The 2,039-nt window shown below is 67.4% G+C and carries 4 protein-coding genes and 3 pseudogenes; 2 read left to right on the plus strand and 5 right to left on the minus strand.

Going from position 1 to position 2,039, the window contains the following annotated elements; genetic code table 11:
* Window positions 1-200: pseudogene (locus D3874_RS32325) on the plus strand (transglycosylase SLT domain-containing protein); the annotation flags it as partial.
* A 13-nt stretch (window positions 201-213) separates the two neighbouring features.
* Window positions 214-498 (plus strand): hypothetical protein, encoded by a 285-nt coding sequence (locus tag D3874_RS30970; protein ID WP_233560432.1) that lies wholly within the window; start codon window positions 214-216, stop codon window positions 496-498.
* Window positions 499-653: 155 nt separating this feature from the next.
* Here D3874_RS30970 and D3874_RS27585 read toward each other — a convergent pair whose 3' ends face one another.
* The 5 genes and pseudogenes from D3874_RS27585 to D3874_RS32330 all read right to left on the minus strand — a co-directional run.
* Window positions 654-1,082 (minus strand): peptide deformylase, encoded by a 429-nt coding sequence (locus D3874_RS27585; RefSeq protein WP_233560433.1) that lies wholly within the window; start codon window positions 1,080-1,082, stop codon window positions 654-656.
* Window positions 1,007-1,513 carry a (2Fe-2S) ferredoxin domain-containing protein gene (locus D3874_RS32590; protein ID WP_233560434.1) on the minus strand — a complete coding sequence of 169 codons (507 nt, stop codon included), beginning with the start codon at window positions 1,511-1,513 and terminating at the stop codon, window positions 1,007-1,009. The genes D3874_RS27585 and D3874_RS32590 overlap by 76 nt, the downstream gene beginning before the upstream one ends.
* Window positions 1,514-1,555: 42 nt before the next feature.
* Complete coding sequence (locus D3874_RS31425; RefSeq protein WP_158596262.1) at window positions 1,556-1,684, minus strand: DUF481 domain-containing protein; 129 nt, start codon at window positions 1,682-1,684, stop codon at window positions 1,556-1,558.
* Window positions 1,685-1,751: 67 nt separating this feature from the next.
* Window positions 1,752-1,976 (minus strand): annotated as a pseudogene (locus D3874_RS31430) (DUF481 domain-containing protein); the annotation flags it as partial.
* Window positions 1,961-2,035 (minus strand): annotated as a pseudogene (locus D3874_RS32330) (hypothetical protein); the annotation flags it as partial. The pseudogenes D3874_RS31430 and D3874_RS32330, both read right to left, overlap by 16 nt.
* Window positions 2,036-2,039 lie beyond the last annotated feature (4 nt).

The following is a 2,039-nucleotide window of genomic DNA, read 5'->3' on the forward strand; positions in this document are numbered from 1 at the left end:
ACGCCGTCAGCCCTACCGGCGTGCGCGGCCTGATGCAGCTCACCACCGGCACCGCCGCCCTGATGCGCGTCGCCAACCGCGAGGATCCCATCCAGAGCATCCGCGGCGGCGCCGGCTACTTCCGCATGCTGATGGACCAGCTGCCCGAGGAGGATCAAGCAGCCCGACCGCACCTGGCTGGCCCTGGCCGCCTACAACCTTGGCATCGGCCACGTGCTCGACGCCCGCATCCTGACCAAGAGGAATGGCGGCAATCCCAACCACTGGATCGACGTGCGCGCCTCGCTGCCGCTGCTGACCAAGCCGCGCTGGTACAGCCAGACCCGCTACGGCTATGCCCGCGGCTACGAGGGCATGACCTACGTCGGCAACATCCGCACCTACTACGACATGCTGGCCTTCCTGACCGGCGAGCCGACGATCGACGAGAAAGCCCCGGAGCCCGAGGCACCGGTGCAGCAGAAGGATCCGCTCAACATCAATTCGCCGCTGTTGTAGCCGAAACATCAGCTCCCCTCGCCCGCTTGCGGGAGAGGGGCTGGGGGAGAGGGTTTCTGTAGATATCGATCCTTGGCAGTCCGAGCAAGAGTTACAGAAACCCTCTCCCGGCCTTCGGCCACCCTCTCCCGCAAGCGGGCGAGGGAAACAGCGACCTAGTCGTCCTGAATATCCTGCCCGGGAAACAGCTCCTCGTTGAACCCGAACTTCCTGAAATCCCGCACCCGCATCGGATACAGGATCCCGTCCAGGTGATCGCACTCGTGCTGCACCACGCGCGCATGGAAGCCCGACACGCTGCGGTCGATCGGCTGGCCTTCCAGGTCAATCCCCTGGTAGCGCAGGCGCGCGTGGCGCGGCACCACGCCGCGCAGGCCGGGCACCGACAGGCAGCCCTCCCAGCCGTCCTCCATCTCGTCGGACAGCGGCGTCAGCACCGGATTGATCAGAATCGTTTCCGGCACGGGCTCGGCCTGCGGGTAGCGCGGGCTGGCCTGGAAGCCGAAGATCACCACGCGCAGGTCCACGCCGATCTGCGGCGCCGCCAGGCCCGCGCCGTTGAGCGCGCGCATGGTGTCGAACATGTCCGCCACCAGCTCTCGCAGCTCGGCGTGCCGAAGGCCGTCACCGGCTGCGCCACGCGCAGCAGGCGCGGGTCGCCCATGCGCAGCACCGGGCGGATCATTTGGCGGGCGGCGCGTCGGGCAGGCGCAGCCGCTCCACGATCTCGCCCTTCTGGATATGCCGCTCGGATGATCTCGTCCACGTCTTCCTCGTCGACGTAGGTGTACCAGACGCCCTGCGGGTAAACCACGATGCAGGGGCCCTCCTCGCAGCGCTCCAGGCAGCCCGCCATGTTGACGCGGACCTGGCCCGGCGCCGCCAGGCCCAGCTTCTTGATCTGCTTCTTGGCGTAGTCGCGCACGCGGGTGGCGCCCTTGTCGTTGCAGCAGGTGCGCTCGCCCGGCGCGCGCTGGTTGCAGCAGAAGAAGACGTGGTGCTCGTAGTAACTCATGGGATCGCTGGCTCCGGCTCGCGGCTGGGCACAGTTTACCGCCTACTTCTCTTTCCCGAAGGCATAGCTCAGGTTCACCGCCGTGAAGGTATCGGTCTTCTCGGTGCCGGCCGGCACCTCGCTGTTGTTGCGCACCGTGTAGTTCAGGCCCGCCGCCAGGTTGCCCACCACCGACAGCCTTCAGCTCGGTGACCGACTCGGTGAAGGTGTTGTCGCCGCCCGACTCGATCTTCAGGCTCTGGATGAAGCGGCTGGTCTCCGACAGCTTCCACTGGTACTTGCCGAAGGCGCGGCCGATGGCGTCGTCCTCGCGCGTGCGGGCCAGGTCGTTGTTCTCCAGCTGGCGCGCACCGGCGCCGATCTCGGCATCCAGCAGGTGCACCGGCCCGTCAGGATGTGGCGGCCGTAGCCCACCGTCTCCGAGGTGCGCCGGCGCACGCCACCAAACAGGTCCTTCTCCCACTCCACCGCGCCGAAGACGTAGTCGCGCTCGGAAAAGCCCCAGTCGAGCTTGTCGCCCACGGTG

The sequence above is a fragment of the Oleomonas cavernae genome (genome assembly GCF_003590945.1).
Classification (GTDB): domain Bacteria; phylum Pseudomonadota; class Alphaproteobacteria; order Zavarziniales; family Zavarziniaceae; genus Zavarzinia; species Zavarzinia cavernae.